21 protein-coding genes are annotated in these 24,180 nt (G+C 64.1%); 10 read left to right on the top strand and 11 right to left on the bottom strand.

The features are described 5' to 3' along the window. The first annotated feature begins 9 nt into the window (after positions 1–9). The 5 genes from LZD57_RS16905 to LZD57_RS16885 all read left to right on the top strand — a co-directional run bounded on the left by LZD57_RS16905 (position 10) and on the right by LZD57_RS16885 (position 5,636). Entirely contained in the window at positions 10–894 is an 885-nt protein-coding gene (locus tag LZD57_RS16905) for an amidohydrolase family protein (RefSeq protein WP_233720656.1), read from the top strand. A gap of 47 nt (positions 895–941) precedes the next feature. Then, positions 942–1,685, top strand: a complete 744-nt coding sequence (locus LZD57_RS16900) for an SDR family oxidoreductase (protein WP_233720655.1) — start codon at positions 942–944, stop codon at positions 1,683–1,685. Between the two features lie 349 nt (positions 1,686–2,034). Next, the gene (locus tag LZD57_RS16895) at positions 2,035–3,594 is read left to right on the top strand and encodes a sugar ABC transporter ATP-binding protein (RefSeq protein ID WP_233720654.1); all 1,560 of its coding nucleotides are present in this window, start codon (positions 2,035–2,037) and stop codon (positions 3,592–3,594) included. Further along, positions 3,587–4,564: an ABC transporter permease gene (locus LZD57_RS16890; protein ID WP_233720653.1), complete on the top strand. Its 978-nt coding sequence runs from the start codon at positions 3,587–3,589 to the stop codon at positions 4,562–4,564. The genes LZD57_RS16895 and LZD57_RS16890 overlap by 8 nt, the downstream gene beginning before the upstream one ends. A gap of 70 nt (positions 4,565–4,634) precedes the next feature. Then, positions 4,635–5,636 carry a sugar ABC transporter substrate-binding protein gene (locus LZD57_RS16885; RefSeq protein ID WP_233720652.1) on the top strand — a complete coding sequence of 334 codons (1,002 nt, stop codon included), beginning with the start codon at positions 4,635–4,637 and terminating at the stop codon, positions 5,634–5,636. 3 nt (positions 5,637–5,639) lie between these two features. Here the strand turns inward: LZD57_RS16885 and LZD57_RS16880 are convergent, their stop codons facing one another. Continuing rightward, positions 5,640–6,368, bottom strand: coding sequence for a PRC-barrel domain-containing protein (locus LZD57_RS16880; protein WP_233720651.1), 729 nt, complete (start codon positions 6,366–6,368; stop codon positions 5,640–5,642). A gap of 86 nt (positions 6,369–6,454) precedes the next feature. On the opposite strand from LZD57_RS16880, the gene LZD57_RS16875 reads away from it, so the two are divergent. Continuing rightward, complete coding sequence (locus LZD57_RS16875; protein WP_338034716.1) at positions 6,455–10,861, top strand: chemotaxis protein CheB; 4,407 nt, start codon at positions 6,455–6,457, stop codon at positions 10,859–10,861. Between the two features lie 9 nt (positions 10,862–10,870). After that, positions 10,871–11,245, top strand: a complete 375-nt coding sequence (locus tag LZD57_RS16870) for a response regulator (protein WP_233720649.1) — start codon at positions 10,871–10,873, stop codon at positions 11,243–11,245. A gap of 227 nt (positions 11,246–11,472) precedes the next feature. Here LZD57_RS16870 and LZD57_RS16865 read toward each other — a convergent pair whose 3' ends face one another. The 5 genes from LZD57_RS16865 to LZD57_RS16845 form a co-directional block, all read right to left on the bottom strand. Beyond that, a complete protein-coding gene (locus tag LZD57_RS16865) occupies positions 11,473–11,745 on the bottom strand; it encodes a hypothetical protein (RefSeq protein WP_233720648.1) in 273 nt (90 codons plus the stop codon). Positions 11,746–11,897: 152 nt separating this feature from the next. Next, the gene (locus LZD57_RS16860) at positions 11,898–12,149 is read right to left on the bottom strand and encodes a DUF6894 family protein (protein WP_233720647.1); all 252 of its coding nucleotides are present in this window, start codon (positions 12,147–12,149) and stop codon (positions 11,898–11,900) included. A gap of 95 nt (positions 12,150–12,244) precedes the next feature. Beyond that, positions 12,245–13,003, bottom strand: a complete 759-nt coding sequence (locus tag LZD57_RS16855) for a Crp/Fnr family transcriptional regulator (protein WP_233720646.1) — start codon at positions 13,001–13,003, stop codon at positions 12,245–12,247. A 113-nt stretch (positions 13,004–13,116) separates the two neighbouring features. After that, the gene (locus LZD57_RS16850) at positions 13,117–14,028 is read right to left on the bottom strand and encodes a PAS domain-containing sensor histidine kinase (protein ID WP_233720645.1); all 912 of its coding nucleotides are present in this window, start codon (positions 14,026–14,028) and stop codon (positions 13,117–13,119) included. Between the two features lie 559 nt (positions 14,029–14,587). Next, positions 14,588–15,328: a Crp/Fnr family transcriptional regulator gene (locus tag LZD57_RS16845; protein ID WP_233720644.1), complete on the bottom strand. Its 741-nt coding sequence runs from the start codon at positions 15,326–15,328 to the stop codon at positions 14,588–14,590. Positions 15,329–15,546: 218 nt separating this feature from the next. Here LZD57_RS16845 and LZD57_RS16840 point away from each other — a divergent pair, with 218 nt between their 5' ends. The 3 genes from LZD57_RS16840 to LZD57_RS16830 all read left to right on the top strand — a co-directional run bounded on the left by LZD57_RS16840 (position 15,547) and on the right by LZD57_RS16830 (position 18,101). After that, positions 15,547–15,927: a response regulator gene (locus LZD57_RS16840; RefSeq protein WP_233720643.1), complete on the top strand. Its 381-nt coding sequence runs from the start codon at positions 15,547–15,549 to the stop codon at positions 15,925–15,927. A 533-nt stretch (positions 15,928–16,460) separates the two neighbouring features. Then, on the top strand, positions 16,461–16,946 hold the full coding sequence (locus tag LZD57_RS16835) for a MarR family winged helix-turn-helix transcriptional regulator (RefSeq protein WP_233720642.1): 486 nt from the start codon (positions 16,461–16,463) through the stop codon (positions 16,944–16,946). 249 nt (positions 16,947–17,195) lie between these two features. Continuing rightward, positions 17,196–18,101 carry a PRC-barrel domain-containing protein gene (locus tag LZD57_RS16830; RefSeq protein WP_233720641.1) on the top strand — a complete coding sequence of 302 codons (906 nt, stop codon included), beginning with the start codon at positions 17,196–17,198 and terminating at the stop codon, positions 18,099–18,101. A 111-nt stretch (positions 18,102–18,212) separates the two neighbouring features. On the opposite strand, the gene LZD57_RS16825 is transcribed toward LZD57_RS16830, so the two are convergent. The 5 genes from LZD57_RS16825 to LZD57_RS16805 all read right to left on the bottom strand — a co-directional run bounded on the left by LZD57_RS16825 (position 18,213) and on the right by LZD57_RS16805 (position 24,179). Then, positions 18,213–19,166: a CAP domain-containing protein gene (locus LZD57_RS16825; protein ID WP_233720640.1), complete on the bottom strand. Its 954-nt coding sequence runs from the start codon at positions 19,164–19,166 to the stop codon at positions 18,213–18,215. A gap of 178 nt (positions 19,167–19,344) precedes the next feature. Beyond that, complete coding sequence (locus LZD57_RS16820) at positions 19,345–21,603, bottom strand: xanthine dehydrogenase family protein molybdopterin-binding subunit (protein ID WP_233720639.1); 2,259 nt, start codon at positions 21,601–21,603, stop codon at positions 19,345–19,347. Beyond that, a complete protein-coding gene (locus LZD57_RS16815; protein ID WP_233720638.1) occupies positions 21,603–22,661 on the bottom strand; it encodes an FAD binding domain-containing protein in 1,059 nt (352 codons plus the stop codon). Before LZD57_RS16815 ends, LZD57_RS16820 begins: the two co-directional genes overlap by 1 nt. Beyond that, positions 22,658–23,332 carry a (2Fe-2S)-binding protein gene (locus LZD57_RS16810; RefSeq protein ID WP_233720637.1) on the bottom strand — a complete coding sequence of 225 codons (675 nt, stop codon included), beginning with the start codon at positions 23,330–23,332 and terminating at the stop codon, positions 22,658–22,660. The genes LZD57_RS16815 and LZD57_RS16810 overlap by 4 nt, the downstream gene beginning before the upstream one ends. A 547-nt stretch (positions 23,333–23,879) precedes the next feature. Beyond that, positions 23,880–24,179 carry an AtuA-related protein gene (locus LZD57_RS16805; RefSeq protein ID WP_233720636.1) on the bottom strand — a complete coding sequence of 100 codons (300 nt, stop codon included), beginning with the start codon at positions 24,177–24,179 and terminating at the stop codon, positions 23,880–23,882. Position 24,180: the final 1 nt, after the last annotated feature.

The following is a 24,180-nucleotide window of genomic DNA, read 5'->3' as shown; positions in this document are numbered from 1 at the left end:
GAGGATTCCATGACCCTGGTCGACTGCCACTTTCACATTTGGGAGCGCGAAAAGCTCGACTGGCTCAACGGCCCCATGAAGCCGCGTATTTTCGGCCCCTACGAGCCGATCCGCCGCGATTACCCGATCGAGGAGTTCATGGAGGACGCGAAATCGGTCGGGATCGAGAAAGCCGTCTACGTCCAGCCGAACTGGGGCCCCGGCCGCGAGGTGGAGGAGGTGCGCTGGGTCGAGGAGCGCGCCGAGCGCACCGGCTGGCCGCACGCGATCGTCGCCCCCACGGACCTGATGGACGACGACTGCTTCGCGGTGATGAAGGAGGAGGCCCGCATCTCCAAGCGCATGCGCGGCTGTCGCCAGCAGCTCCATTGGCACGAGAACCCACAATATCGCTACGCGCCGGTGCCGGACCAGATGAATGATCCGGTCTTCCGCAAGAACCTCAAGCATGTCGCCGATATGGGCTGGCTCTTCGAGCTTCAGGTCTTCTCCGGTCAGGCGGAAAACGCCGCCAAGCTCGTGCGCGACTTCCCCGACATTCCCTTCGTCCTCGTCCATGCCGGCATGCTGGAGGGCGACACGCCGGACGTCGTCGAGCGCTGGAAGACGGGGCTGAAGCGCCTCGCCGAGAACGACAATCTGGCGGTGAAGTTCTCCGGACAGGGCACCTTCAACCAGAAAGTCGACCGGACTTTCATCGGCCTCGTCGTCGACGAATGCCTCGCGACCTTCGGCTCCGAGCGCTGCATGTTCGGCAGCAATTTCCCGGTCGAAAAGCTCTGGACCGACTACGCATCGATCTTCGAGGCCTATCAGGACGCGCTCTCGGCCTACTCCGACGACGATCGGCGCAACGTCTTTGGCGCGACGGCCGAGCGCGTCTACCGGATCTGAGACCCGACAGGTCCACGCTCAATCGGACGATATCGGAAGGACAGGACATGACGGATCGGTTGAAAGGCAAGCGGGCCTTCGTGACGGGCGCCGGCCAGGGGATCGGCCGCGCCGTGGCGATCGCCTATGCGCGCGAGGGGGCCGAGGTGATCGCGGCGAGCCGCACCGTTGCCAAGATGGCCGATCTGCCGGAGATCGATCCGGCGATCACCCCGATCGGGCTCGACGTCACCGACGGCGCGGCGGTGAGACAAGCGATCGACGAGGCGGGGCGGATCGACATCCTCTTCAACTGCGCGGGCTGGGTCCACAACGGCACGATCCTCGACTGTTCGGAGGAGGATTGGCTGCGCAGCATGGAGCAGAACGCCACCTCCTGCTTCCGCACTATGAAAGCGGTGCTGCCGCAAATGCTGGAGCGCGGGGCGGGCTCGATCATCAACGTCTCCTCGGTGGTCTCCAACCTCAAGGGCGTGCCCAACCGCGTGGCTTACGGGGCGAGCAAGGCGGCGGTGATCGGGCTGACCAAACAGGTCGCGCGCGACATCGTCGACACGGGCGTGCGCGTCAACGCGCTCTGCCCCGGCACCACCGAATCCCCGTCACTGGAAGAGCGGATCGCCTCTCAGGCCGATCCCGAACAGGCGCGCAGAGACTTCATCGCCCGCCAGCCGATGGGCCGGCTCGGCACGCCGGACGAGATGGCCGCGGCCGCGGTCTATTTCGCCAGCGACGAATCCGCCTTCACGACCGGCGCGACGCTGGTGGTCGACGGCGGCCTGACCATCTGAGGGTCGGTCCATTCGATAGGGATCAGCCGCACGGTTGACGGAACGACAGAACCGGCCGCTTCTCTTCGAAAATCAGACGCTACGAAAAGCCTCTTCTGGCGAAATCCATATGATCGACAATGCAGCGGGCCTCTTTTCGTGAATATCCACGTGATGGCCTGAAAATGGATTTGCTACCTTGAATAAACACGGATTTTGTTCGGAACGCCTCCGGTTTAATTCTTGAGCTGATCGTGCTCTTCACGGTCAACGAGTAGTCGTACCAGCGTTTTTCTTGCCGTGCCGCGTTCGTCCGGAACCGGCGATCCCTCGGGAGGGGATGGCGGAAAACGTGTCACGGGAGGAAGATGTGGTTGAGGGTTCGGAGAACCTGGCGATCGAAGCCCGCAGGATTTCCAAATCCTTCTTCGGGGCCCGAGCGCTGAAGGCGGTCGACTTTTCCGTCCGGCGCGGCGAGGTTCACGGTCTCGTCGGCAAGAACGGGGCCGGCAAGTCGACCCTCGTCAAGATCCTGGCCGGTGCGCAGCCGCCGGACTCCGGCACGATCCGCGTCGGCGAGAAGACCTTCGAGGCCCTCGATCCGCTCACCTGCGGCAAGGCCGGCATCGCCGTCGTCCACCAGAACGCCGAACTTCATCCCGAGCTCTCCGTCGCCGCCAACATCTTTCTGGGCGCCGAGCCCCGCACGCGCTTCGGCTTCGTCGACGAAAAGACCATGGCGGAGGAGGCCCGTAAGCTTCTCGAGCAGCTGAAGCTCGACATTGCGGTAGAGCGCCGGCTCGGCGATCTCGACATTGCCATGCGCCAGCAGGTGGCGATCGCGAAGGCCGTGCGCGAGAAGGCCCGCATCCTCCTTCTCGACGAGCCGACGGCGGCGCTCAACAAGAGCCAGGCCGACTTCCTCTTCGACCTCATCCGCGACCTCGCCGAAAGCGGGCTCGCCATCGTCTACATCTCCCACCATCTCGACGAGGTCCTGACGATCTCGAACCGGATCACCGTCCTGCGCAATGGCGAAAAGGTCGGCGTCGTCGAAGCCGGCGAGGCCGACAAGGAAAGCCTGATCGCGATGATGGTCGGTCGCGCCCTCGAAAAGACCGTGCGCGAGAGCGTCACCACCGCGTTTCCTGCCGTCATCCTCGATCTCGACGCGATCACCGTGCCGGAGAAGCTCGACGACGTCTCGCTCTCTCTCGGTCGGGGCGAGATCATCGGCGTCACCGGCCTGATGGGTAGCGGCACGCGCGAGCTCGCCGAGGTGATCAGCGGCGTCAGCCGGGCGAGCGGCACCATGACGCTGGAGGGCAAGCCTTACGAGCCCGCCTCGGTGCGCGACGCGATCGCGCGCGGCGTCGTCTTCATCCCCGAGGACATGCGCGAGCGCGGGCTCGTCATGCCCATGTCGGTCGGCGGCAATATCTCGCTCGCCGCCCTCGGCAATCTTGCCCGCCTCTCCTGGCTGAATCTCGGCGGCGAGCGGAAAGCGGCGCTTTCCATGTCGGAACGGCTCGACCTCGTTCCCCGCGCGCCGGAGAAAGAGGTCCGTTTTCTCAGCGGCGGCAACCAGCGAAAGGCGCTGCTCGGCCGCGCCGTCTTCGCCGGGGCCAAGCTCTTCGTCCTCGAAGAGCCGACGCAAGGGGTCGACGTGGAGGCGCAGGCGCAGATCCACGACCATCTGCGCGCGCTGGCGGCCGACGGCGCGGGCGTCATCTTCATGTCCACCGATCTGGAAGAACTGATCGCGCTCGCCGACCGCATTCTCGTCCTGCGCGACGGGTCGATCGACGCGACCCTCTCGCCGGTGGGGCTGACGCCCGAGGATTTGCTGACGGCCATTCAGGCCCAGCCTTCCGCACACGCAAACACCCAGTCCGAACCCAGGTCGACGAAAGCTGCAACGCATGTCTGAGGCGATCTCCACCCGCTCCGAAGTCAAGGGGAACGATGCGAAAGCCGGACGGTTGAAGTTCGCCAATATCGGCCGCTACACCCTCGTCCTGACGCTGATCGTCATCATCGTCCTGACGGCGATCGGCAATCCGCGCTTTCTCAGCACGAACAACCTCCTCAACATCCTGTTCCAGGTCTCGGCGCTGGGCATCGTCGCCTTCGGCCAGACCATCCTCCTCGTCTCGGCGGGGCTCGATCTTTCCGTCGGGGCGATGCTCTCGGTCGCGGGTATCGTGACGGCACTCACCATTGCGGCGACGGGCTCGGTCCTTCTCGGCGTTCTCGCCGGTCTTGCCACCGGCCTCGTCATCGGCGCGATCAACGGCATGCTGGTCGCCACCAACCGGGCGACACCCTTCATCATAACCCTCGGCATGATGACCTTCCTGCAAGGCGTCGCGATCATCATTTCGGGCGGCAGCCCGGTGAACGGCACCGGTGGTCTCTTCGACTTCATCGGCTTCGGCAGCCTCGCGACGATCCCCTATCCCGTCTACGTCATGGCGATCGTCCTCGTCGTCGTCTTCTTCCTTCTGAGGAACAGCGTTCTCGGCCGCTACGCCTTCGCCATCGGCGGCAACGAGGAGGCCGCGCGGCTCTCCGGCATTCCGATCGCCCGGATCAAGATCGCGCTCTACGCCATCAACGGCCTCATCGTGGGCGTCGCGGCGGTGGTTCTCACCGGCATTCTCGACTCCGCTTTGCCGAACATGGGCACCGGCTACGAGCTTCGGGCGATCGCCGCGGTGGTCATCGGCGGCACGCCCCTCGTCGGCGGGCGCGGCACCGTGCTCGGCACGCTCGGCGGCGTCCTCCTGCTCGGCCTCGTCAGCAATTCCATGAACCTTCTCGGGATCGGCGCGAACTATCAGAGCGCCGTCCTCGGCCTGATCATCACGGCCGCTGTGATCCTGCAGCGACCGCGCTGAGGCCGCTCGTGGAGGGCGGGCCCTCCCAGGCGGACAGACCACCCCATCGTTTCAAACCGGGAGGAACAAGATGAAACGGTATCTCACGAAACTCGCGCTCGCGACCTCGGCCGCCGCGCTCATCGGCTCGGCCGCCCATGCAGACACCTACGCCTTCATGCGCGCGGGCCCCGATCCGTTCTACCAGTACGGCATGGAAGCGGTGCAGATGGCGGCCGAACAGCTCGGCGACGAAATCGTCACCTACAACGCCAACAACGACAGCACCCAGGAACTCGCCAACATCCAGGACGCGATCACCCAAGGCGTCGACGGCATCCTGATCTACGCCGTGTCGCTCTCTTCGGAAAAGGCGGCGATCGCCCAAGCCCAACGTGCCGGTGTGCCGATCTTCTTCGAATATGGCTATGATCCCGAGCTCCTCGACAAGGTCGCGGGCTTCATGCAGATCGACGTGCCGACGTTTGGAGTTCCTGTGGGCAAGTTCGTCGGCGAGACGGTCAAGGAAGGCAAGGTCGCCATCATCAGCGGCAAGCTCGGGCGCGGCGACGCCGAGGCCTATTCGGAGGGCTTCAAGAAGGGCCTCACCGAATCCGGCTCGAAGGCGGAAGTGGTCTCCGAGGTGCCGGGCGACTGGAACCGCCAGATGGCGCTCGACGCGACCGCACAGATCCTGACCGCCCATCCGGACCTCAAGGCGCTCTACGTCCACAATGACGACATGGCCGTCGGCGCCTCGATCGCCATCGAGCGTGCCGGCAAGACCGGCGAGGTGCTGCTCGCCTCCGGCACCAACGGCGCGCCCTACGGCCTCGAACTCATCAAGGAAGGCAAGCTCGCCGTCTCCCATGCCAACCCGCCGTCCAGCGCCTCGGTCATGGCCTACCGGCTTCTGAAGGGTGTCGTCGACGGCTCGGTCGAGCCTGGACAGTACTACGATGCCCCGTCGACCATGATCACCAAGGACAATGTCGACGAGGCCCAGCCCTGGGATCCGAGCAAGGAACAGGTCGCCGAATGGGTGAAGATGCCGCTGCCCGAGCCGGTGAAGCCGGCACCCGGCACGAACTAAGTCTCATTCACCTGGTTCGGCGTCGTCGGAACCGTTCTCTTCCACGACGGAGCCGCCGAGCGGATCGATGACGATCCGCGACGCCGGCACACGGCGCGTCTGCGCGTCTCGGAGGCCCAGAAAACCATCCTCCGTCTCGATCACGACGGTGCGCACCCGTGCATCATCGAGCATCACGAGAACATCCGCCACGGTGCCGATCCGGCTTCCGCTCCCGTCCAGGGCGGGCTGTGCGATGAGATCCGTCGTCGACACGATCTCGCGCGTCAGGCCGACCTCTGGAGCGGCGGCGGAAGCCGACGCGTCCGCCGTCTCGGACATCGCGGCAGGCGGGGCATCCGGCGGTGCCATGGGAGCTCCGCCCGGAGTCGCATTCGCCGTCGCGTCGTCGCCGGCCGAATCCGCAGAGCCGTCCGCTTCACGATCGGCCGTCACGATGCCGGCGACATCGCTCCGATCCCGTCCGCTCGCCTCAGTACCTTCATCCGGCGAGCCTTCGTCGTCCGCATCGGCAATGGTGACCGTGGCCGGCTCGTCCGTCCCGCCGTCGTCACGGGCCCGAGCGAGGGTGGGACGCTTCGGTCGGGAGCCGCCACGTGTCGCCAAATCGTTGGCTGCCGAATGAACTCCATGGGCCGTCGAAGGGGCCACGTTTCGAAGCGCGGCAGGGCCCGTTTCCGTCATCGGCGCCCGGGACCGACCATTGTCGTCGGTCGAGAGCAAAGGCTGCAATCTTCCCAAGTTCATTCACGGCGCTGACGTGATAGACCCGAGTTCGACCAACTTCTTGCGGCGACACCGGGTGCAGGTTTCGGACGATGGCGGAAAGCATGGAAGAGACCATCAAGAATGTGGCGGTCTGCGCGATCGGCGCCTCGGCGGGCGGCGTCGGCGCGCTGAAGGAGTTGTTTCGACAACTGCCGAATGATCTCGGGCTGGCCTATGTCGTCATCACGCATCTGTCGCCGGATCAACCGAGCGCGCTGCACCAGATTCTCGCCGGCGTGACCGACCTTCCCACGACGCAGGTGACCGACCGGGCGACGCTGGAGCCCGATCACGTCTACATCATCCCGCCGGACCGTGAACTCGTGATCGACGGCGACGACGTCCGGGCCCGGCCGTTCACCGAGGCGCGCGGCCACAGGGCGCCGGTCGACATGTTCTTCCGCTCGGTCGCCAAGGGACGAGGCGACGGGCTGGCGGTGATCCTGTCCGGTTCCGGATCCGACGGGGCGGTCGGGGTGCGCGACATCAAGGAGGCCGGCGGCGTCATCTTCGTGCAGGAGCCGAAGACGGCCGAATTCCCGATGATGCCGCGCAGCGCCATCGCCATGGGCGTGGCCGACTTCGTGGCGCCGCTGCCGCGGCTCGCGGAACGGATCGTCGAGGTCACCAAGAGCAAGGAAGCGGTGCGATCGCTCGCGGTGATGCCCGCCGATCAGCTTCTCCAGCGCATCGTCAGCTTTCTGAAATCGCGGACCGGACACGACTTCTCGGCCTATAAGCGCGCCACCGTCATGCGGCGCGTCGCCCGGCGAATGCAGGTGGCGCGCTGCTCCGATCTCTCGCAATATTTCGAATACGTGGTGACGAACCCGGAGGAAGCGCAGGAACTTCTCGGCGATCTGCTCATCTCCGTCACGTCGTTCTTCCGCGACGCCTCCGCCTACGAGGCGCTGGGAAAGACGGTGATCGGGTCCCTGCTGGAAAACGCCGGTGACGCCGGCATCCGGATCTGGGTGCCTGGCTGCGCCACGGGCGAGGAGGCTTACAGCATCGCCATCCTGCTCCTCGAGGAGGCGGCGCGGCGACAGGTGAGCATTCCCATCCAGATCTTCGCCACCGATCTCGACGAGGGGGCACTCGCCACCGGACGCGAAGGCCGCTACCCGGCCAGCATCGAGGCCGACGTGTCGCTGGAGCGGCTTCAGCGCTTCTTCGTTCGCGAAGGGGCGCACTACCGGGTGCGCAAGGAGCTGCGCGACGTCGTCCTCTTCGCCTCGCACAGCGTGCTGAAGGATCCGCCGTTCATGCGGCTCGATCTCATCTCCTGCCGCAATCTTCTGATTTATCTGGAGCGCGATCTGCAACGACAGGTCTGCGCCCTCTTTGCCTACGGGCTGCGGCCGCATGGATATTTGTATCTCGGTTCGGCGGAGACTGCCGACGCTTCGGCGGAGCTTTTCGCGCCGCTCGACCGGGAAGCGCGCATCTATCAGGCGCGCCCGCAGGCATCACGCCGATTGCCCGTGATCTCGCAGTTCCCGGCCGAGCATAAACCTGGGCCGTTGAAGAGCGCACAGCCGCAGAAATCACAGGGTCCGGACGGCGCGGTAAGCCTCGTGCACCACGAAGCGCTGGAGCATTCGGCGCCCCCGAGCGTGCTCGTGGATCGCGACTACCAGCTCCTCAACGTGTCGGAAAACGCCGGTCGGTTCCTTCTGCACTCGGTCGGCCCCCCGACGACCGACATCACCGTCCTCGTCCGCCCCGAATTGCGCCTCGACGTCAGGACCGCGGTCCGCCAGGCGCTCGATTCCGGCATGACGACACTCACGCCGCCGATGGCCGTCGCTTTCAACGGCAGCAGGCACCGGGTCAGCCTGTACGTGGCCCCCGGCTCGGCGCCTCGAGAAGGTTCCGTCGGACAAGCGCTGATCCTGTTCCTCGACGCCGGTCCGGTCGACGAAAGCGCCGAATCCGATGCGGAGAACGGCGAAGCCAAGAAGCTGCGGGAGGATCTCAACGCGGCCCATGCGCGCCTTTCTGCATCGAGGGCCGAGCACGAGGGGACCATTCAGGATCTTCGGGTCGCCAACGAGGAGCTGCAATCGATCAACGAGGAATATCGTTCGACGGCCGAGGAGCTCGAGACCTCGAAGGAAGAGCTCCAGTCGATGAACGAAGAGCTGCAGACCGTGAACGCGGAGCTGAAGAGCAAGCTCGAGGCGATCGGATCGGCGCACAGCGACCTCGAGAACCTGATCGCCGCAACCGACATCGGCACGCTGTTTCTCGATGCCAAGCTGCGAATCCGCATGTTCACGCCGCGGCTGTCGGAGGTCTTCAACATCACCGAGGCCGACGTCGGCCGAAACCTGACGGACTTCACTCATCACCTGACCTATGACGGTGTTGCCGAAGACGCCGCGCTCGTCCTGCGCGACCTCGCGCCGGTCGAACGTGAGATCCAGTCTCGCGACGGACGCTGGCTGATGCTGCGAATCCGGCCCTACCGCACCGTCAACGACCGTATCGACGGAATCGTCGTCACCTTCGTCGATGTCACCGAGCGCCGCGAGGCACACATGCGCCTGCGCGAGAGCGAGGAGCGGCAGAGTTTCCTTCTGACACTCTCGGATGCGCTGCGCCCGCTCTCCGATGCAGCCGAGATTCAAGGCGAGGCGTGCCGCCTGCTTGCCAAATGGCTGAACGTCGATCGCGCATACTACGTCGAGGTCGACGAAGCGGAAGGGGTGGCACGGGTCGAGCGCGACCATGTGCGCGATGGCGGCACGTCGCTCGCGGGTGAGCATGGCATCGCCGACTTCGGATGGTCGGTCGAGATCCTGCGTCGCGGCGAGTGCCATGTCATCCCCGATACGCAGACCTCGCCCCTGGTGCCGGACGCGGACCGGCCCGCTTCGGCGGCGCTCGGCATCATCGGATGCATGGGGGCGCCCCTGATCAAGCAGCGCGAGCTCGTCGGGGCGCTCTGCGTGACGACGGCGCGTCGGCGCGACTGGACGAGACACGAGCGCGACCTCCTGAGCGACGTCGCCGATCGGATCTGGGCGGCGATCGAGAGAGCGCGAGCAGAGACTGCCGAACGTCACAGTGAGGAACGTTACCGCCTGCTCTTCGACATGATGACGCAAGGTTTCTGCATCGTCGAAATGATCTTCGACGAGACCGGCCGAGCGTTCGACTATCGCTTCCTCGAAACCAATCGCGCCTTCGAGCGCCAGACCGGCCTCGAGGACGCCGCGGGCCGAACGATGCGCTCTCTGCGCCCCGGTCACGAGGAGATATGGTTCGACACCTACGCCCGCGTCGCGCGGACGCGCCAGCCGGAGCATTTCGAGAGCGCCGCAGCGGCCCTCGGACGATATTACGAGGTCTTTGCCTTTCCTTTCGGTCCGCCCGATGCCAGCCAGGTCGGAATTCTCTTCAACGACGTGGCGGGTCGCAAGCGGACCGAGAACGCTTTGCGGGAAAGTGAGCAACTGTTCCAGCAGTTCGGCGACGCATCCTCGGATGCACTCTGGATCCGGGATGCGAAGACCTTGCAGTTCGAATATCTCAGCGCTGCCTTCGAGGACGTGTACGGGGTCGCTCGCGGCGAAGCTTCGGCTGAGGGCGGCGTCGAGTTCTTCCGCGACCTGGTGATCGCCGAAGACCGCGACCGGGCGCTGAACGAGTTCAAGAGCCTTCGCGAGGACGCTGCGGTGATCGAATTTCGTATTCGCCGCCCCCGGGATGGAGAGACACGCTGGATCCGATCGACGGGCTTCAATCTCATCGATGCCGACGGTTCGGTGCGTCGCCTGGGCGGAATCTGTCACGACATGACGGACGAACGGCGCACGGCGGACCGTATGCAGGTTCTCGTCGGCGAACTGCAGCACCGGACGCGCAATCTGATCGGTGTGGTAAAGTCGATCGCGCAGCGCACGTTCCGCGCGAGCACCTCCCTCGAGCAGTTTTCGGAAGACTTTTTCAACCGTCTCGATGCGTTGGCGCGAGTCAATTCCCTCCTGTCGCGTCTCGAGGATGGGAGCCGGGTGACCTTCGACCAGCTCATCGACGCGGAGATGAGCGGTCATGGCGTCACCATGGAGACCGGCGAAGGCGCTCAGGTCATGGTCGACGGTCCGAAGGGCGTCGCGCTGCCGTCCGCTTCCGTGCAGACGTTGGCATTGGCCATTCACGAGCTCCTGACGAACGCGACGAAATATGGTGGCCTGAGCAACCCGGAAGGCCGCCTGACCGTTTTCAGGCGTCTCGTGGAAAACGGCGTCACGCGTTTGCAAATCGAGTGGCGGGAGGTCGGGTTGCTGGCAACGGACGCGATCGACGCGCCCAATGGCGGAGGCTACGGCCGCGAACTCATCGAACGGGCGCTTCCTTATCAACTTGGCGCCGATACCACTTATGCACTCGATACCGAAGCTCTTCGCTGCACCATCTCGCTGCCGTTGCTCGAGCGAAAAAAACCATAGAGGTTTGACATGGCTTCCCAAGTCGTACGCGGTCGTCGGATTCTCGTCGTCGAGGATGAGTATTTCATCGCCGACGAGCTTCGGCTGGCTTTCGAGAAAATGGGCGCGAGCGTCCTCGGTCCCGTCGCGACGGCGGAGGCAGCCCTCGAACTGATCTCATCCCAACAGGCGATCGACGGCGCCACGCTCGATGTGGCACTGCGCGGCGGGCAGTCGACCGCGGTAGCGGAAATGCTGTTCGAAAGAGGCGTGCCGTTCGTTCTGCTTACCGGCCTCGACGAAGACGCACTGCCCGAGCCTTTGCGCCAGGTGCCGTGCTGTCAGAAGCCGGTCAACGTGCAAGAGGTCCTGAGCAAGCTTTTCATGGACGACGCATCGCACTGAAACGACGGCCGAGGTCGAGCAACAGCGCGACCTCGTGCGGCGTGATGAGGGAACGTCCCGAAAACGAAAGATCGCGACCCGTCCTCACTTGGGCATCCTCGGGCCGGACGTCCAAGAAGCTGCCGCGAGACCAATTCGAGGGGCCCCGCGGTCTTTCTCGGAGTGGAGCCCCCCTGAGTTTTCAATCCGATCCGAGCGGCCATTCGCCCGCCGACCACCGTCTCCCATCAAGGATGGGCGTCAGCGTAGCCGTTCAAGAGGTCGGAGGCATCGAGAGGCGGCGGCAGTATCGGATGAGGATCGGTGGTGAAAAGCACCGGGATTTTCCGGATTCGGGCTTCACTCAGGATCCGTCTTTCGACGAGGGCGGCCAAGGCTGCGTCAGCCGGGTATGCCATATGCCGATGAATCCGTGCCGCGGCCTCGTGAAACAGGAGAACGCCGGAATGACTGGCGTGCTCGATGGCTTCACAGATTTCCTGTTCCAGATGGACAGTCATTGCTGCAGGGTCCCTTCATGGTGAGGACCCGAAGATTGCAGACGTCGCCGTCGCTGACAGTCACATAAGTTTATCCGGGATTGCCAAACGCCATTTTCTTTCAAATAGATCAAATATTCCGATCATCGTTCCAACTTCTTTCGCCTCGATCCTCAACTCTCGCTTTCAGGATCGAGAGATCCGGCCGTCAGCGTCAGGCTGGCTTCAGAGACGTAGCGCCCGTCTCCATCACGCACCCTGACGGCGATTTGGTGCGCGTCCCCGTCCGGCATCACGTCGCGGGCCATCGTCGGAAGTGCCCTGATGGCAGCGTCTCGCACGGCTGCCTCGTCCGGGCAGGGAAGTCCGGTTTCGTCGCGAAAGAAGCGGTCCTCGTCCGTGACGTCGAAATAATGGTGAGGCATCACTCACCTTCCTGCTCGATTGGATTCGGCCACGACGGATTGTCGCCGAGCGACGATGATCGTCGCTCGAGTTCGTGAGGGTTATGTCGATCGCGCTAGTGCGACCCGCGATCGGCGAGGTCGCGTTGCAAACCGTTTTCGGTCCGAGGCACGAGGTGCAGATAGGCCGGATCGAAATCCGCAAACGCCATCAGGGCGTCGAAGTCGGCGATCCGGACACGCCGACCCTGAAACGTCACCAGACCGCGATCACGCAGGTCGGACAGCATGCGATTGGCATGCACGATCGAGATGCCGATCGCATCGGCGAGTTCCTGCTGCGTCAGCGGAAGCTCGAAGGTGTGGTCGATAACGAGGCCGACGGCCTTGAGGCGCAGATAGAGTTCGCACATCAGATGCGCGATGTGCCGATCTGCCGGGCGCCGTCCGAGATTCGTCACCCATTCGCGAAGGATGGCCTCGTCCACCAGGGTTGCCCACCACAGACTTCGCGTGATGCGCGGATGGTTCATCGTCAGGTCGTCCACCGTGGCCGGCGGAATCTCGACGATCGTGCAATTGGAGAGCGTGGCGATGCCGTGATCCATCTCGCCGAGGATCGCCACATGCAGATCGCAGAAATCGCCGGGAACGAGAATCGCCACGATCTGCCGTTGCCCATCCGGCAGAAGCTTGTAGCGACAGGCGAAGCCCTCGATGACGAGATGAACGTCCTTCGGGCGATCACCGGCGCTGATGACGTCCCGCCGGGCCGCCACGGTCCGTTGCCGCGCGATCACTTTGTCGAGGATGTCGCGGTCGGCGTCGTTCAGGGTGTTGGCGTCCGAGAGCTTGCGGAACAGTGGGTTGGCCATGTGGTCTCTAAAGCGTCCCGTCGCGCATAAAAGACATGTCGCGATCGCGTGTCGATTGTGAGGCGTCTTTCATTCCCTTCCTCCCGCGCCGCAGGAACGCCGCGATCGTCGTTTCACCCATCGCTCGTCTCTCGGAGCGGGAAGACGATGCGGCATCGCAGCCCGTCCGGCTCGAAATCGATCGTCACGTCCGCCCGAAGCTCGTAGGCCAGGCTTCTCGAAAGAAGCTCGGTGCCGAAACCGGTCCGCGAGGGGGGCCGGTCGATGATCACGCCGGTTTCCTTCCAGCAAAAATCGAGCATGCGCTCCCCATCGCCCACAACTGACCATTCGATCGCAATTTTTCCACCACGATCCGTAAGCGCGCCGAATTTGAGAGCGTTGGTGGCCAGTTCGTGGACCGCCAGACCGAGAGGTCCGACGGCATCTGGCGGAAGACGGATCTCGGGTCCAGCCATGACGAAAGTCTCGCCTTCGCGGGCCCGCGCGGCAATCAACTCTTCGGCGACGATGTTCAAAAGGGCCACCCCATCCACCGAATTGCGCGCCAGCGCCGCTTGGGTCCGGGCCAAGGCATCGATGCGCCCCTCGAAGTGCATGTGATAGTCCTCGACGGACTCGCTCGTCTCGGCTGTCCGACGCGCGATCGAGCGGATGACGGCCAAGGTATTGCGGATGCGCCATTCGCCTTTCTGCCACCTCGCCTCGGAGAGTCTTCTCCCGCTCTGGTCGGTCGCCACCACGAAAACACCCTGGACATGGCCCGCCTTCCCGAGGGGGCTGCATGTCAGATCGAACCATGCCTTGACGAGGCGGCCGTCTCTGTCGATCAGAACTTCCTGGTTGGAGATCCTTCGGCTCTGCCCCGCCAGGACGCTCTCGTAGATCGGTGCATGGGCCGGCCAGCTTGCCGGCCACGTGTTTCGCACCGGCTCGCCGAGAGCATCGGGATGGCGATCCGCCATGATCTCCCGGTAACCGTCATTGTAGATCTGGGTCAGATCGGATCCCCACAGGATGGCCATCGGCAGGGGGGTCGCCAAAATCAGTTCGACCGCGTCGGCCAGGGGCGCCGGCCATGACGATTGCGGGCCGAGGGGCGTCCGGCTCCAGTCCCTTGCCTGGATGAGGTCGCGCATTGTCTCGACCGGCGGGCCGGAGGCGGAATTGTCTTCGAAGTCGACCACGTTCGACCTCCCTGGTCTCGTGACGTTCGCCACACATTTTCCGAATGACCGAACCGGAAACGGTCTGGCTGCGAGCCTCATGCGATCCGCCGCCAACGAGGGGATCAAAGGCTTTCGAGACTGCGTCCCACCCACTGTCGGACAGAGATCGGCCCTTTCGCAGGAAGCCGATCTGGCAGAGCAACGCATCAAAGGCCCATCCGGACGCATGCCGCGGATCGAAACCGTTCAGTCGGCCATCGACCGACCTCCCGGTCGGCACTGACAGTGCGCCAGCAGGCCGATGAACGAATTCGCCCATGAAGGGCCGCGATCCGACGTTGCGAGCCATAATCGCACCCATGCGGCAATGAAACAGACGCCCGGCACCTCGAACCCGCATGAAGGCCCGTCCCTTTCAAGAGTCGATGGACGAAAATCCGCCCGCTTCGCCGAGATGCAGGTAATTCGGATTGAACATCGCCCGGCGCTTGAGTTCGTCGAAGTCGACGATCGTCAAAGTCCTGTGCTTCAGGGTGATCAGGTTCGAACGACGAAAGTCTTGCAGGACGCGGTTGACGCTGACGGTGGTCAATCCGGTGATCTCGCCGATCTCGGCCTGGGACAGCGGCATCGGACAACTGTTGCCATTCGTCAGGCCGACACAATCGAGCCGGATGAACAATTCGCATAACGTGTGACTGATGCGCTCGACCGCGTCGCGCTGGCCCAGCGTGGTCGTCCGCTCCCGCTGGATCGCCGCGTTGACGAGGGTTTCGCGCCAAAGTGCCTGGGTCAGGCGCGGGCGCTCGGCGATCACCGCCTCGAAATCCGGGCGGGTGATCCGCGCTATCGCCACCGATGTGAGAGCTGTGACGCTATGATCCATCTTGTCGAGGACGAACATATTGAAATCGCACAGGTCGCCCGGAATGAGCACCGACGTGATCTGACGCTTGCCATTGGCGAGCACCGTGTGCCGATAGGCCCAGCCGTCGAGATGGAGATTGATCACCTCCGGCCGTTCGCCCTCTGCGATGATCGTCTCCCGCGGCTCGTAGAGGCGCAGCCGGAGTTCGCCAAGGCGGTTGATCGCCTGGACGTCGTCGTTCGAGAGGGCGGCGAAATGACTGAGCTTTCGAACGAACCTCATGCTCATCGCGACAATGCCTTTCGGTCTTTGCCACGCCTGATAGCGGCTTTTCGCCGCAACACCTTTTACATAGTATATATTCGCCCGAGACGGGTTCGTGAGACGTCATCTGCGTGAGGCCGGTCTGTCGAGGCGATCGATTCGGACGGGCGATCGCAATCTGACTTTGAAGTGCCGCCGGCAGAGATCATGCCGGCGGTCCGTGATTGTCGTTGGGACGGACGATGATGGACGCCATGGAGCAGGAACTTCAGGGCCTAACGGTCCTGGTGGTCGAAGACGAATATTATCTGGCGGACGACATCTGCCGGGCTTTTCGTCGGCTGGGGGCGAGCATCATGGGCCCTGCCCCGACGGTGGCTGAGGCAACCGAGCGGCTCAAATTGCACGAGACCCCGAATTTCGCCGTGCTCGACATCAGTCTCAATGGCGAGTCGGTGTATCCGCTCGCCGATGAGCTCAATCGTCGCGGCGTGCCTTTCGTGTTCACCACTGGCTACGATCCGACCGCCATGCCGGACGACTATCGCAAGATGCCGCGATGGGAGAAGCCGTTCGATCCCGCTGCATTCGCCCTCAGCGTCGCGGCGCTGTTGCGCAAGTAACGCCTGCCGGGACAGTGGTGACGCCGGCCGCTTCACTCATGCTTTGCATCCCTGCGTCGAGTTTGCCGAGAATTTTCGGCAATCCGGGATGAATATTTCTGGCACACGGGATTGACATACGAATCGATTTCGGCGGATCTGAAGAATTAAAGCAGTTTGGTTTTTTTTCAGATTTTGAGAAATTACTTCCAGTCCACCTGTTTGGCGGCGAAATTGGTGATAGTTACATTGCCCAGACGGTTCGCTCAGGCGCAATGACGTGCCCGAGTTCTTCGATCGCCCGGCGCTTTCGATCGCCCGGTGCTGCCGAAGCGGGCGATCCCGCCCATGGGCCGAGCGCGCAGGACGCTCGGGCCCGGACCGATACCCGATGTCGATGACGAAGCGACCGTGAAGGTCGGTTCGCTCGATCGGTGGTCGCAGCATGGCTCAGGCCAGCTTGGCCCCACCGGCGCGGAGCCGGACGAAAGACCCGGCCCGTTGTCGCTTGACACCGACGGCCGCGAATACGCCAGAACAAGGGACACGCAACGATGTCGTTAAACGGCCACCAGATCCCCGCATCGAACGCACTCCGGCCGGACGGGCACCGTTTCGTGCCCTCGCTGGTGAACATCATGAAGAGCGGACGCGCGCTGATCACGATCAGGCTCGCCGAAATCGGCCTTCATCCCGGTCAGGACCACATGCTCATGCAGCTCGATGCGAGCGGCGAGCCGCAGCTCGTCTGCAAGATCGCCGATGCGATCGGGGTCCGTTCCTCGACCGCTTCCAAGATGCTCGATCGGCTGCAGTCGGGCGGATTGGTCGAGCGCACCCATGGAACGATCGACAGGCGCCACACCATGGTCAGCCTGACGCCCAAGGGGCGGGACGTCCGCGACCAGGTGGACGAGCTTTGGGGCGATGTCGAGATCTACATCCTGCGCGGATGCCCGCAGGCGGAGGTCGAGGCCATGTGCCACGCGACGGAGCGGCTCGACGCGCTCATGGCCGAACGGCTTCGGCGGCTGCGATAGCGCTTCGTCGGGCCGTTCGGCCGGGACCTGGCCGCCTTCCGTCGGCGAGAAGTCCGGAACCACCTCCGTCGTCGCCGGAACCGGCGCTTTGCCGGTCCGTCCCATGAAAATCGGCTTCGATGATGCGGAATCGACGATCGGGAATACGCCCCATGCCGCATGCCGATGGACCTGCCTGACCATCGCGCCTCGCGGGAGGTTTCCCTTTGCGCACGGCGCGGCTTCTCTTAAGCCGCCCAACGACTTGTAATGAAACTGACGTCGCAAGGGCCGCATTGGTTTGCTGAGTGCTTGGAAAGCTTTCGCTTCAAGCACATCGCAAGAAAATGTGAAACCCAAGCCAAGTCCATACATAGTGGAGGAACGTCAATGTTCATCAAATCGAAGTCATCTATTGCGGCCGTAATTGCCACATTCCTGGCCTCGACTGCTTTCGCGCAGAATACCAACGATGCGAATTCGGCGTCGGCACAGAACAGCACATCCGGCCAGAACCAAGGTATCGTCTCATTGCCGGACTGGCATCCCGACCTTTCCAACGACAATTCCATGAGCGCCGACGCGATCATCGACATGGATGTGATCGGCCAGGACGGTGAGGACATCGGCGATGTCGAGAACATCCTGTTTGGCACCGATGGCCGGGCGCTCTCGATCATCGCCGAGGTCGGCGGCATTTGGGATATCGGTGACACCCATGTCAGCGTCCCCTGGGACGAAGCCGATTTCGACATGACGGCCGGGCAGGTTCGCGTTCCCATCATGGAAGACAATGTCGACGACTATTCCATCTTCGATCGGGAGATCATCGGGGCCGAGACCGCAAGCTCACAGATCACCGACCTCGAAAGCGGCTGGTTTTCCGAGACCGACACCGGCCCCCGCGTCTGGCGCGTCACCGAGTTGATCGACGACTATGCCCGATATCAGGGCGAGAATTCCTGGACGAATTACGGCTATGTCGATGACGTCATGATCTCGAACGGCGAGCTCTCGGCCGTGGTCATCCGTCCGGACATGGGAACCGGCATCGGAAACGGCTACTATACCTATCCGTTCTACGGCTACGACTATGGCTGGTCACCGGGTCTCGCCAATTACGACCTGCCGTATGATCAGGCGACGATCGAGAACAGACAGGCGGTCGACATGTAGGAATCGGACGCGCGTAGAGGCGCACTCCGATCTTGTTCGGGAAGGCCCGGACGCGATGGCGTCCGGGCCTTTCTCGTGACAGACGTCCCGCGAGACAAATCCTTCGAATGCCTATCGCGACGTGCCCAGCACGAGGATCGCGCGCTTGGCGCCTTCGCCACTGGCGAGGAACGCCGCACCCGCCGCATCGAAACGCTCGTTGGTGACGGCGGATGTAAATTGCGGATTGTCGAGCCACTGTTCGCGGAAATAGCGGAGATCGGCATCGGTGATCTCGGCTCCGCAGCCCCCGCACCCGGCGGAGATCAGTCGCAGGGAGCGCCAATCCCGTCGGGCGCCCTCCGGCAGAGCGGCGTAGAGGTCGGACTCGCCGTCCTGGTCGAGAAGCCCGCCATCCTCTTCCGGAAGAAGGTTTCGCGCCGCCTGGGCCAGGGTTTCGCTGTTGGCAAGGGCGGGCAGGCCTTCTCTTTCGCGGGCCCTGTTCAGCATTTCGACCATCGTGTTCGAACGTTCGGCCTCGGCGATCGGGCTCGGCTGCTGATCGGGCCCGAGGGCGGGCGGAACGCCCGGGCCGGCGAAGGTTTGAACGGCAACGATGCGCCCCTCCTCCCCCGCAATGCCGAAGCCGAAGCCTTGGAGCCCCTCGCTCAGGATGTTCTCGCGATGGGGCGGGCTGTTCATCCAGCCGGTCTCGAAGGATTCGACGCGCTCCTCGTCCGGCGGGAGCGCGCAGCCCGAACAGCGCGCGATGTTTTCGCGCACGACCTTCGCCCGGCCGCCGCCCTGGTCGAGGAAACGATCCTGCGGCCCGACACCCTCGGGCGAGACATGGGCATAGTAGTCGTTTTCGATCATATCCTCGGCATGGGACTGGGCCGCTTCGTTGAGCGCCTCCTGAAGCGTGAGCGGCGGCAGATCCTGTTCGGCGCGATCGGCATTGACCTGCGCGAGAGCTTCCTCGCGCAGGACATCGAGATCGCCGGTTTCGAGAGCCGTCGCGGATCCCGCCAGTCCGAGACAGATGGCGAGCGCCAAGGTCAGCGGCGCGGTGGTCGCGGTCGTCATGGATGCGGCTCGATGTTTCCGTTTGCTCGTCTGCACGTCGTGTTCCTCGGCTTTATATCTCGGCCCGATTCGTCCTGGCTTCGTCCCGAAAGTTCCGTTTACCCGTCCAGTCGCATCGAAAGAGGCCCGCGCCCTCTCCGGGTGCAGGCCTTCTTGTGTCACGATCGACCGCGCGACCTCACGCCTGGATCAGGTCTTCGGGCCGGATCGGAATGCGGCGAAGCCGCGTGCCCGTCGCATGATGGACGGCATTGGCGATCGAAGCGGCGACGCCGACGATGCCGATTTCGCCGATGCCCTTCACGCCCGCCGGGTTCACCTTGTCGTCGACCTCCGGCACGATGATCGCGTCCATGTTCGGGACGTCGGCATTCACCGGCACGAGGTATTCCGAAATGTTGTCGTTCATGTAGGCGCCGGTACGCGGATCGACCTCGGCCGCCTCGAGGAGCGCGTGGCCGATGCCCCAGACCATGCCGCCGAGATATTGGCTCTTGGCGGTCTTGGCGTTCATGATCCGCCCGGCGGCGAAGGCCCCGGTCATGCGCGGCACGCGGATTTCATGGGTGAACCGGTTGATCCTCACCTCGGAAAAGATCGCGCCGAAGGCGAAGGCCGTATAGCTTTCCTCCGGCCCGCCGACGATCGTGACCTTGCCGTTGTAGAGCGTTTTCGGCGCGTTCTTCTTGGCACCGGGCGGGTTCCACTCCGCATACTCCTCGATCCCGCCCTGGCCGAAATTCTCGAACGCCGCCGCCAGATCGTTGTCGCCGCCGCGCTCGAGGCCGAGGCGCTGGCGGATGCGCTCGCAGGCGATCATGATCGCCGAGACGTTGGAGGCGGTCGAGATCGAGCCCCCGGCGATCGTGCCGGGTGGCAGACGACTGTCGCCGAGTTCGACCCGCACCTTTTCGACCGGGATGCCGAGCTCGTCGGCGACCGCCTGGGTGAGCACCGTATAGGCGCCCGTCCCGACATCGTGGCTTGCCACCTGCAGCCGCGCCTCGCCGGACACGTCGAGATGGATCCGCACCGTGCAGGGCGACATCTGCGTCGGATAGGTGGACGTCGCGACACCCCAGCCGATCAGCCATTCCCCCTCGTTCTTCGAGCCGATCTCGGGCGTGTAGTCCGACCAGCCGAAGGCTTCGGCTCCCTGGCGGAAACACTCCTTCAGCGACCGCGAGGTGTAGGGCACGCCGTCGACGGGGTCGACCATGGTGTCGTTCTTGATCCTGAGTTCGACCGGGTCCATGTCGAGCTCACGGGCGATCTCGTCCACGGCCGATTCCAGCCCGAAGAAATAGGGCGTTTCGGCCGGGGCTCGCATGAAGCCCGGCGTCTGGCGATCGGCATGGACGGTCGTCAGCTTCGTGCGGATTGCATCCGCCTGATACATGCGGATCGTCGCGTCCTGGCCGTTGACGAAATAGTTGTCGGCCCTGGAGGTCAGCTCCTCGCCGGTATGTTCGAGTGCCTGGAAGACGCCGTCCTGCGCAGCGCCGAGGCGGACGCTCTGCCGCGTTTCGGCCCGGAACGAGGCGGTGGTGAAGCCTTGTTCGCGGGTCACGTAGAGCTTCACCGGACGGCCGAGATCGCGCGAGGCGGCCGCGATCAGCGAAACCCAGGTGAACAGCGAACCCTTGCCGCCGAAGCCGCCGCCGACGAAGGGGCAGACGACTTCGATATTGGCCTCGTCGATGCCGAGCTCCTCGGCAAGCCCGACCTGAAAACCCTTCACCCACTGGCTCGGGACGTAGACCGTCAGCTTGTCGCCGACCCAGTGAGCCGTGGTGGCGAAGAGCTCCATGGCATTGTGGACGTTCGGGGCCGTCTCGTAGTCGGAGTCGATCTTCACGGGCGCGGCCTCGAAGGCGCTGTCGAAATCGCCCTTGGTCGTGGACTTGTCGGGCATCTCCTGGCGCTCGACGCCCGATGCACTGAAGACGGCGGCAGGATCCTGCGACTCGTATTCGAAGACGAGTTCGGCCGCCGCTTCCCGCGCGCCGAGGATCGTCTCGGCAACGACGAGACCGACCGTCTCGCCGTAAAAGCGCACATCCGGTTCGGCGAAAGGCTCCCAGGACTGCTGCGCCTGACCGCCGGCGGCGAAGAAGGGCGCCGAACCGTTGTCGAGCTTGTTGGCGTGGCTGTAGATTTCGCGCAGACCCTTCACCCGGCGCGCGGCACCATCATCGATGCCGGTGATCCGCCCCTTGCCGACGGTCGAAATGACGAGATGGGCATAAAGCGGGTTCGGCACGGAGAAATCCGCCGCATAACGCGCCTGGCCGGTCACTTTCAGCGGCCCGTCCACGCGACTGATCGCGGCGCCGACATTGGCGTTCTCCGCGGCGCGTTCGGCGCTTGCCACCTTGTTCTGCGTTTCGACGTCCTGGGTCGGCGTCTGGTCGAATGTCATGGTTTCGTCGGCCATCAGTTGGCTCCTTCACTGGTGGCGGATGTCCCACCGGCGCCGCTGTCGGACGCGCCGGAGATATCCATTCCCGCCGCGTCGAGGATCGCCTTGGCGACGACCTGCCGCCCGAGCGGGATCTTGAAGGCGTTGTGTTCGTAGCCCTTGGCCCCTTCGAAGGCGATGCGCCCGGCTTCGAGCGCCGTGTCCTCGCTCACCGTCTTGCCTTGAAGGAAGTCCTCCGCCTCGCGCGCTCGCCAGGGCACGGTCGCGACACCGCCGAGTCCCACGCGCGCCTCCCGGATCGTGTCGCCGTCGAGATCGAGGGCCACGGCGGCCGAAGCCAGCGCAAAGGCATAGGACTCGCGGTCGCGGGCCTTCACATAGACCGAGCGGCGTGCCCAATCCGGCAGGTCGAAGCGATAGCCGGTGATCAGCTCGTCGTCGCCGAGCATGGTCTCGCGCTCGGGATGATCTTCCGGCAGGACGTGGAGATCGTCGAAGGGGATCTGACGTGGTCCCTCGCCCGCCCTTTGGGTTTCCACCGTCGCGTCGAACAGGATCAGCGCATTGGCGAAATCGCCGGCATAGGTGGCGATGCAGTTTTCGGAGGTGCCGAGAACGGCCAGCAGCCGGTTGATGCCGCCAATCGCCGCGCAACCGGAGCCAGGATCGCGCTTGTTGCAAGGGCTGACATTGTCGCGAAAATACGGGCAGCGGGTGCGCTGGAGCACATTGCCACCGAGCGTCGCGACATTGCGAAGCTGTGGGCTCGCCGCCTTCCAGAGGGCATCGGACAGCGCCGGGGCTCGTTCGACGAAGATTGGATGCTCGGCAGCCTCCGCCATGGTGACGCGCGCGCCGATCCGCACCTCGCCGCCGCTCTCCTCGATCGTATCGAGGCCGAGATTCTTCACGTCCGTGACGCTCGGTGGCGTCACCACATGCAGCTTCATCAGATCGATGAGCGTGGTGCCGCCCGCCAGGAACGCCCCGCCTTGGCCGGCGATGCCCATGGGATCGACCGCCTCCACGGCGGCGTCGACCGAGCCGGGTGCCTGATAGCGAAAGGGCTTCATGATGCACCTCCGACGTCGCTGGAGCGCGTGGCATCGCGGGCCTCGATGATCGCCTCGGTGATGCCCTTGTAGGCGCCGCAGCGACAGAGATTGCCGGACATGTATTCGCGGATCTCGGCCTCGCTGTCGGCATGGCCTTCCTTCACGCAGCCGATCGCCGAGACGATCTGGCCCGGCGTGCAGTAGCCGCACTGGAAGCCGTCATGTTCGAGGAAGGCGGCCTGCATCGGGTGAAGATCGCCATTGCCCTCAGCGAGGCCCTCGATCGTGGTGATCCGGGCGCCGTCAGCCATGGCGGCGAGCGTCAGGCAGGAATTGATGCGCGTGCCGTTCATCAGCACGGTGCAGGCGCCGCACTGGCCGTGATTGCAGCCGACCTTGGTGCCGGTCAGGTCGAGTTCCTCCCGCAAGAGGTCGAGGATCGTCGTGCGCGCATCGAGGCTTCGCTCGTAGGACACGCCGTTGATGACGAGGCTGACATCGACGGTCTCGCCGCCCGCCGCATCCATCTCCTGGGCGAGCGCTTCCTGCGCGCTTCCGGCGATGCCCGCGAGGGCCGTCGCCCCCGCCGTCGCGGTTCCGCCCAGAAACCCGCGCCGCGTGACCTCCGGGCTGATCTTGGCGCGCTTCAAGCCGCCGGTCTCGTCGCTTTCGTCTCGGTGATGGCCCATGAGCCCCATCCTCCGCTAGCCGGGGCGATCACATCCGGGGCGTTTGGCCCCGGAACTCGGGAGATCGAGGCGCGCTCGTTCGCCACTCTGTCTGATCGCTCGTTTCAAGTTCTCGGGAAGAGCTAGGAAAACGAATGGCGCTGCAAACCTGGAATTCTTCCAATTATAATTAGCCGCCCGGGGTAATGGCTTACGCCAAACCCGGAATTCGCCGGCCGCGGCCCCATGCGGCGATCGCCCAGCATCCAAGCGGACCTCGCCGCTACGGATCGACGACCCCCTCTGCAAGCGGCCTCATCTCATCGAAATTTCTTCTGCAAGTTCCAGGAGTTCGAGCGGATCGCCAGGCGCGCCGACCGACGAGTGCTTCGAAGCCGCCATCCTTCGCGCCGTGTCCCTCATCCGTCCGCGGTGATCCTCGACAAACCCCGAAAAAGGTCGCCGAGGAAGTTGCCAACCGGGACCGCGCACAAGGCTTGGAAGGGAGATCGAACCCCATCGAAACCGGGCTCCGGAAGGCCGGCAGAGATGGGCGAAGAGAAATCGCTCAGGCCGGGAGTTCCATCTCCAGCACCGCGAAGCCGAGGGACTTGCCATGGGCGTCCAGCGCCACGGATCGGGTTACGCCGCCCTCCAGTGCGCCCTCCACCACGAAATTCAACGCATGGAGTTTGGGCAGCACGTAGCGCGTGACGGTGACGTGCCGGTCGAAGATCGCGGCCACGCGCTCGGCCGTGACATGGGCCTCGATCAGCGGCCAGTCTTTCGCGTGATAGGCGATGACGGAGATATTGGACGTCGTGCCTTTGTCGCCGGTGCGGCCATGGGCGATCTCATGCAGTTTCATG

It is taken from the genome of Jiella avicenniae (assembly GCF_021390325.1).
Classification (GTDB): domain Bacteria; phylum Pseudomonadota; class Alphaproteobacteria; order Rhizobiales; family Rhizobiaceae; genus Jiella; species Jiella avicenniae.
Note: the sequence above shows the minus strand (reverse complement) of the source record. Positions and strands in the feature narration are given on the sequence as shown.

What these genes read in the sequence shown, in the direction of transcription:
- LZD57_RS16905 (WP_233720656.1), top strand. Translation starts at nt 10, where the DNA reads ATGACCCTGGTCGACTGCCACTTTCACATTTGGGAGCGCGAAAAGCTC.
- LZD57_RS16900 (WP_233720655.1), top strand. Translation starts at nt 942, where the DNA reads ATGACGGATCGGTTGAAAGGCAAGCGGGCCTTCGTGACGGGCGCCGGC.
- LZD57_RS16890 (WP_233720653.1), top strand. Translation starts at nt 3,587, where the DNA reads ATGTCTGAGGCGATCTCCACCCGCTCCGAAGTCAAGGGGAACGATGCG.
- LZD57_RS16885 (WP_233720652.1), top strand. Translation starts at nt 4,635, where the DNA reads ATGAAACGGTATCTCACGAAACTCGCGCTCGCGACCTCGGCCGCCGCG.
- LZD57_RS16875 (WP_338034716.1), top strand. Translation starts at nt 6,455, where the DNA reads ATGGCGGAAAGCATGGAAGAGACCATCAAGAATGTGGCGGTCTGCGCG.
- LZD57_RS16870 (WP_233720649.1), top strand. Translation starts at nt 10,871, where the DNA reads ATGGCTTCCCAAGTCGTACGCGGTCGTCGGATTCTCGTCGTCGAGGAT.
- LZD57_RS16865 (WP_233720648.1), bottom strand. Translation starts at nt 11,745, where the DNA reads ATGACTGTCCATCTGGAACAGGAAATCTGTGAAGCCATCGAGCACGCC.
- LZD57_RS16860 (WP_233720647.1), bottom strand. Translation starts at nt 12,149, where the DNA reads ATGCCTCACCATTATTTCGACGTCACGGACGAGGACCGCTTCTTTCGC.
- LZD57_RS16855 (WP_233720646.1), bottom strand. Translation starts at nt 13,003, where the DNA reads ATGGCCAACCCACTGTTCCGCAAGCTCTCGGACGCCAACACCCTGAAC.
- LZD57_RS16850 (WP_233720645.1), bottom strand. Translation starts at nt 14,028, where the DNA reads ATGGCCATCCTGTGGGGATCCGATCTGACCCAGATCTACAATGACGGT.
- LZD57_RS16845 (WP_233720644.1), bottom strand. Translation starts at nt 15,328, where the DNA reads ATGAGCATGAGGTTCGTTCGAAAGCTCAGTCATTTCGCCGCCCTCTCG.
- LZD57_RS16840 (WP_233720643.1), top strand. Translation starts at nt 15,547, where the DNA reads ATGATGGACGCCATGGAGCAGGAACTTCAGGGCCTAACGGTCCTGGTG.
- LZD57_RS16835 (WP_233720642.1), top strand. Translation starts at nt 16,461, where the DNA reads ATGTCGTTAAACGGCCACCAGATCCCCGCATCGAACGCACTCCGGCCG.
- LZD57_RS16830 (WP_233720641.1), top strand. Translation starts at nt 17,196, where the DNA reads ATGAAACTGACGTCGCAAGGGCCGCATTGGTTTGCTGAGTGCTTGGAA.
- LZD57_RS16825 (WP_233720640.1), bottom strand. Translation starts at nt 19,166, where the DNA reads ATGACGACCGCGACCACCGCGCCGCTGACCTTGGCGCTCGCCATCTGT.
- LZD57_RS16820 (WP_233720639.1), bottom strand. Translation starts at nt 21,603, where the DNA reads ATGGCCGACGAAACCATGACATTCGACCAGACGCCGACCCAGGACGTC.
- LZD57_RS16815 (WP_233720638.1), bottom strand. Translation starts at nt 22,661, where the DNA reads ATGAAGCCCTTTCGCTATCAGGCACCCGGCTCGGTCGACGCCGCCGTG.
- LZD57_RS16810 (WP_233720637.1), bottom strand. Translation starts at nt 23,332, where the DNA reads ATGGGCCATCACCGAGACGAAAGCGACGAGACCGGCGGCTTGAAGCGC.
- LZD57_RS16805 (WP_233720636.1), bottom strand. Translation starts at nt 24,179, where the DNA reads ATGAAACTGCATGAGATCGCCCATGGCCGCACCGGCGACAAAGGCACG.